General features: G+C 48.8%; 7 protein-coding genes. All 7 read right to left on the bottom strand.

All coding sequences use genetic code 11. The features are described 5' to 3' along the window. Positions 1-98 precede the first annotated feature (98 nt). Positions 99-359: a hypothetical protein gene (locus JIN87_RS27465; protein ID WP_200359853.1), complete on the bottom strand. Its 261-nt coding sequence runs from the start codon at positions 357-359 to the stop codon at positions 99-101. Between the two features lie 278 nt (positions 360-637). Then, positions 638-1,114 (bottom strand): NfeD family protein, encoded by a 477-nt coding sequence (locus tag JIN87_RS27470; RefSeq protein WP_200359855.1) that lies wholly within the window; start codon positions 1,112-1,114, stop codon positions 638-640. 60 nt (positions 1,115-1,174) lie between these two features. Continuing rightward, positions 1,175-1,471 (bottom strand): hypothetical protein, encoded by a 297-nt coding sequence (locus tag JIN87_RS27475; protein ID WP_200359857.1) that lies wholly within the window; start codon positions 1,469-1,471, stop codon positions 1,175-1,177. A 243-nt stretch (positions 1,472-1,714) separates the two neighbouring features. Beyond that, on the bottom strand, positions 1,715-2,191 hold the full coding sequence (locus JIN87_RS27480) for a hypothetical protein (protein ID WP_200359859.1): 477 nt from the start codon (positions 2,189-2,191) through the stop codon (positions 1,715-1,717). A gap of 373 nt (positions 2,192-2,564) precedes the next feature. Further along, a complete protein-coding gene (locus JIN87_RS27485; protein WP_200359861.1) occupies positions 2,565-4,766 on the bottom strand; it encodes a tetratricopeptide repeat protein in 2,202 nt (733 codons plus the stop codon). A gap of 157 nt (positions 4,767-4,923) precedes the next feature. Beyond that, a complete protein-coding gene (locus tag JIN87_RS27490) occupies positions 4,924-5,256 on the bottom strand; it encodes a Dabb family protein (RefSeq protein ID WP_200359863.1) in 333 nt (110 codons plus the stop codon). Positions 5,257-5,273: 17 nt separating this feature from the next. Continuing rightward, positions 5,274-5,496: hypothetical protein (locus JIN87_RS28495; RefSeq protein ID WP_234033669.1), on the bottom strand; the 223-nt coding region annotated here is incomplete at its 5' end.

The raw sequence follows: 5,496 nt of genomic DNA on the forward strand, positions 1-5,496 counted from the left end.
GCAGTTGCCCTTCTCCTAATCTTCGGCTCTGCGAATACCTGATACATAGACTTTCACTATGCTAGCTTCATAACATGCCCAGCACACACGCCGAGCTGTCACGACGCGGACTTGTCCGCGTTGTGACAAGCGCCTTGTCCAGCCTGATCTCTTTTTTCCATTTCAGCTACGAGCTTCTGAAATTGCTCTGAATTTGCTTCTCTGTCGATGTGCTTGTAAACGTCCTTCAACTCGTCATCGGAGTATCTTTCGTACTCGAAAGGCTCTCTTGGTTTCAAGTCGGTCGCTTCCTCTAATTTGGTTTCATTCCTTTGTTCTACACTTTCACCATCTTCTACCCGAACTAACGGCAGTTTCATTTGGACGATGCTAATTCCCCCAAATGCCAAAGACCATAATGTAAGCTTTAAGGTCAATGACTCCATCCACATCGTTACCGGGACGACGAGAAGAAACGGAAAGTAGAATGCCATCGCATTCGGACTCATCCCGATCTTCTTTCCGCAAGACAAGCAAGTAGCTGGTCTAGATGGACCCAGTACAAACTTTCGAAAAGCTGTAATTCCATTTTCATTACAATGTGGGCATTTTTCCATACTTATTTACTGAACGTCGAGTTCAGGCGACAAGGCCTAAGCTATCGTTTAAATTTCTGGGGTGGTTGGTTTTCATGGGGTCGTTGTGAAAGAGGCGGGCGTTTGCCGCGGTTGCCTGGAGCGTCTGGTTGGGATCTTCTTACTTTCAACGTTCCCATCGAAATGGTGAGTACTTCGACTTCTTCATCGCGATCTAACTTTCCATCATCTGACACTGCTTCATAATCTTTTTCGTCGAGTCTGATTCTTCCTGATGGAATCATTGGGGTAAGAGTCTTGCCGACTCGGCCTATCGAAGGATCAATCGTTTCTTCTTTTCTCTTCCTTACAATCTGAACGTGAACTCTCCGTTTAACGTCCCAGATCGTTATCGGCCAGAGAAGCCAGAGCAACCAAGTGATCGGATCCCAAAACGTAACAATCGGAAGTAGCAAGTCGTCGGGGTCTTTTGAATACCTGAATACAGTCCAAAAATAGAGAATGGCTCCGACTGCCAAATATGCTGCTATCCATATCATCTATCTTCTTTCAACGTGCTCATGAGGCGGCGGCCGTAGGCCGTTGCCTCAATGAAATGGTTACAATTGTCTTCCTTCTTCTAATTCTTTGAGATGCTTCGAGAGTTGATCGCTTAGGTCGAGCACTGCTGCTAACTTTGTCGAATCGACGCCACTTGAAAGATTAGCGAATTTTTCTTTCTCCTTCACCCACTTCAAGGCTAGGATCGTGAATATAGACATTATCGCGATAGCTCCAACGAGCATGAACATTGAGAATCTACTATTCCTCTCTGCTTTTTTTGAAATGGCTAGCAGTTCTTTCTTGGCCTCGCCAGAGGGGATCTCTTCGGAAACCTGAATCAACTCTTGAGACATCGATTTCGAGCCAAGAAGATGGGACAACGAGGAAAAGAACAGAATGCTGCACGGTATCATGATCGAAAATACAAAAAACTGAGTGAGCGTAAGAGTTGGTCGTTCGTTCATTTTTTTTAACGCCGAAGCCCTACGCGTAGGTCATCGCGGAGCGATGCCGGAGTTGTATGGGCTGACTGGTTCTACGATTAGTTTTCTTCGAGCTAGCTGTCTTTGCTTATGGTCAATTAAAAATTGGTTGTTCTAATCGGATTGTTCACCAATGTTTACTTCTGCATCAAAATTTATTTTTCCTGGTCCATAGAATCTTATTCCGAGAAAAGGATTGTATATGGATACCCAGAACTCACCCGTACTAGATTTATAGTAAAGTTTATTGGAGATTTGGAAAACGCTTGAGCCCAGCGGTAGGAACTCGTATGTAACTAAGTCCTCGGTTTTATCGATTAGGGTGTTTTCTGTTTTGATGCCTTGCTCTTCTATGTGTTTTTTTAGGTCTGAGGGAGTCGGGTTTTCTTTTAGTAAGGCTGTTAATTCTTCCGGAAGATTAGGTCTCCAAAATGATCGATATATAACTTCTTTGGCTTTCTCTTCTTCCTCTTTTTGGGATGATTCTGTTCGTGCTGACTTCGTGTCAGCGTCTTGTTGTACTTGGCTCGTCGTCGAACAAGCGGAGACCAGAAGGAATGAAGATACCAATGCGTAGATTCGAATTTTCATGATTGTAGAACAAGTGATTGTAAGATTTGTGGATAACATCCTGACCGAATCGATCAGAGGCAATCACATTCTAGGTATTTACGCTTAATTCCAGTCGTTAAACATCCCTTTTCGGATATTATCCAAACATTTGGATAATATCCTATGATCAAAAGGCCAAATGGCGTCATAGGTCCGTTCAGAGAGAAACTTGCGAACGAGCGGATTCCGGAAAAACAAAGACCACTCTGCGAGATGCGACTTCGGTTCTACCTCGCCCCCTACAACAAGAACGAATTTCTGGAAGGAGACCTGCGTAGCCCTCTTCTCTCTACTGTTGGCATGGTTCCGAGCTGCATTTGGTCACCCTCAATGGGTTACCTTACTACTCTACTCACTCTCCGAAAAGCTCGTCGAGAACTGTGGGATCCTTCAATTGTTCGACGTGCTTTCGAGCTACCGCCCTGAAGTCGGGTTCGTGATGGAAGGCCTTAAAACTGGGCGAAATGAGCAGGAAGCCTAGGCGATAGGGCGACGGGCTGGAAAAGAGTTGGTCGAGCATTGAGCACGATTCGGAAACCATGCCGAGAGTTGCGTAGCCTTCGGCCATCGAGTAGACCGACTCGCAATAGTCGGCATAGCGTCGGGACGGATTTGAATGCGTCCGAGCGATATTCACCCATTTTATCGAGTTTTCTCTGTCTCCAAGTAATGCATACAAGTTCGCGACGGAGGAGGCATGCACGTCGGGTCGATATTCCTGCATCCAAAGCCCTTCTTCGGAACTCTGGAGTGCCTGCAAGACCTCGCGGCAGTACGATTCGGCGAGAGCGTTGTTGCCGGCGACAAAGTGGGCATACGCTTTCATTGTAACGTTGCCCATTTCGGTAATTCCCCATCTTGAGGTGCTTCCTTCTGTCTCTGCAAGCAAACCAGGCAGGGCATCGAAGTCCCCCATGAAGTAGTGGGCGACGACTTTCAAATGATCTCTCAGATACTTCGTAGCTTCGGCATCATTCATGAGCTCCTCGATAGGCTTGGTTGATCCGTACATGCGCACTAGGTTTCGAGCTCGCGTGAACCTCAGGTACGCGAGAAAGCTAGGATCGCCCTTCTCTGCTTTAAGAATCAATTGATCCAACAGGAGCACGTGTTCTTCGATCCGCCCCAGCGCTAAGCGAGCCTGCCCCATGTAGAACACAATTTCGTCGTCGGACGTGTCCATTCCCTCTAAAACTTCTAAAGACCGCTTATATCGTCCCGCCAACAGGTAGGAGTGGGCTAGGCGCTTGAGCCGAGTGGGATGGATATCCAATCCCTCAGCCCTGTCCTTTTCGATACTCCGCTTATAGGCTGCTGCCGCTAGCACGGGCTGGTTGGAGTGGCTTCGGTAGTAGTTTCCCAAGTGAGTGAGAATTCCTGAGTCATCCGAACCGATCGTCTCTGCACGCCGGATATGCAAGTAGTAGTCCTCATTCCACGCTGCGTCATAGAAGCTCACGAGCTTCCGATAGCTTTTGTTACCGATTTTCCACAATAGCGTCCGGTAGGCATCCAAGTTATCGGGATCCAAGCGTAAGATGCGTTCGAGCAATTCGATCTGCGTATCCAGGCCCCGGTAATCCTTGCTGACCTCCATCTGCGTTCCGACATCGTCAACCTTGGCCATCAAGGTCGCGATCATTTCCTCCATGCGTCCTACGCTATCAGGGTTTGGCGACCTAAGAGACTCCATTTGCAGATAGGACTCTATCGCAAGTTCGAACGAGAACTCCTTCTGAAAGCGCAAAGGCTTATCCAACTCCGCTACGTCTCGATCAAAGGTCTCTGCCCAGACGTGTGTATCCGTGGAGGCTTCAATGAGCTGCAGAGTCGCCCTGAGCTTCGTGCCCGCTAGTTGCAGACTTCCCTCAATGATGTAGTCACTCCCTAACACCTGCCCTATTTCAGGCATGGAAGGACGCTCCTCCCGATACTGAAAGGTCGACGAACGAGAGGCCACGTCTATAGCCCCGAACTCACTCAAGGTCGTCAACATCTCCTCCTGTAAACCGTCGGCAGTAACCTGCATGGAGTCGTCCTTTGACAAGAGCGTAAAAGGCAGGACGGCCACGCTCCCAATGCGATAAGGGCGATCGGCGGCGACCGAGGTTTCTGAGTCTGCACCGCTCTTCAAATAGAAGAAAACGGCCAAGGTTCCGAAAATCAAACTCGGTAACAAGGCTGCGAATACAATCGGCGCCCATTTCCGCTTCCCTTGCGGAGCGACAGCGACATCCGCTCCACTATCGCTCCTAGCAGCCTTGGTGACCTTGATGCCATCCGGTGTCAACTCGAAGGCCCAAGCAAGAATCAAAGCGACTGGGAAGCCCAGGAGCACGCACATGATCACCAGGGTCAACGCCCACTGCGGAATGTACAAACTCGGGAAGGTCGCCACCGCGATTTGTATCACCAACCACGCTACAATAGCGTAGGTAACTGCGACTCGCGTTACCTTTCGACGCTTCAGTTCCATCCAAAACGAAGAAGAGCTATTCTCTCTCTTCGCTTCTTTCGGATTCTCTTCTTCTGTGGTAGATGGATCCTCTGGCATACGAGTTGGTTGGAATTCCGAAGAAGAAGAAAAGGAATCCCCCAATCCAAAGCAACCCTAAGGTCACGCCGGGCAATACCGGCGAAAGTAACGAGAAGTCAATTTAGTCGATCGCTACCCGTAAGCACCAGAAGGATTGGCCAGCCAGTCGATCCATTTAGGAACAAGCCCAATAGTCGAATACCAGCACCTTATCGAGGCGATCGTTCTTACGGAGGATCTGCCCAAATTTCTTATGCTCCGGATGAGGCAGGTAAACCGCCCTATCCTCATCGCTTGCGAACGACACAAAGAAACAGTGAGTGAAACCATCTGCCTTTCCTTCGACGCTCACGTCAGTTCCCCATTCAAAATCTAGGATCTGCGGAATCTTGCCCGGCAGGGCGATGAACGCGCTTTCGATTTCGCGCACATCTTCCGGCGTGACGCCATCGGAAAACTTGAAGAGCACAACGTGCCGTAAAACCTTGGTGGGTGTTGGTTGATCCATGTCGGTGTTTATTTCGTCTATGCTTCCTGTCTGTAGCTTATAGTCGATCTCTTTAATTGGGTTCGTCTCCTCAGCAGTGGATTCATAATGCGTAGGGCTGCCGCTTGCGGCATGCCGCAATTCCCTTCAGCTTGGACTCCTGCAATGCGCATTGGCGTCAACTTAAGTTCTCCATCTGGGTGACGAGTCTGTCCCATCGCTCCAAAGTGTTGCGTCTTTTGCGCTTTTCGTAGCGGCAAT

Source organism: Pelagicoccus mobilis (assembly GCF_016595505.1).
In the GTDB taxonomy this organism is placed as follows: domain Bacteria; phylum Verrucomicrobiota; class Verrucomicrobiia; order Opitutales; family Opitutaceae; genus Pelagicoccus; species Pelagicoccus mobilis.

What these genes read in the sequence shown, in the direction of transcription:
- JIN87_RS27465 (WP_200359853.1), bottom strand. Translation starts at nt 359, where the DNA reads ATGAAACTGCCGTTAGTTCGGGTAGAAGATGGTGAAAGTGTAGAACAA.
- JIN87_RS27470 (WP_200359855.1), bottom strand. Translation starts at nt 1,114, where the DNA reads ATGATATGGATAGCAGCATATTTGGCAGTCGGAGCCATTCTCTATTTT.
- JIN87_RS27475 (WP_200359857.1), bottom strand. Translation starts at nt 1,471, where the DNA reads ATGTCTCAAGAGTTGATTCAGGTTTCCGAAGAGATCCCCTCTGGCGAG.
- JIN87_RS27480 (WP_200359859.1), bottom strand. Translation starts at nt 2,191, where the DNA reads ATGAAAATTCGAATCTACGCATTGGTATCTTCATTCCTTCTGGTCTCC.
- JIN87_RS27485 (WP_200359861.1), bottom strand. Translation starts at nt 4,766, where the DNA reads ATGCCAGAGGATCCATCTACCACAGAAGAAGAGAATCCGAAAGAAGCG.
- JIN87_RS27490 (WP_200359863.1), bottom strand. Translation starts at nt 5,256, where the DNA reads ATGGATCAACCAACACCCACCAAGGTTTTACGGCACGTTGTGCTCTTC.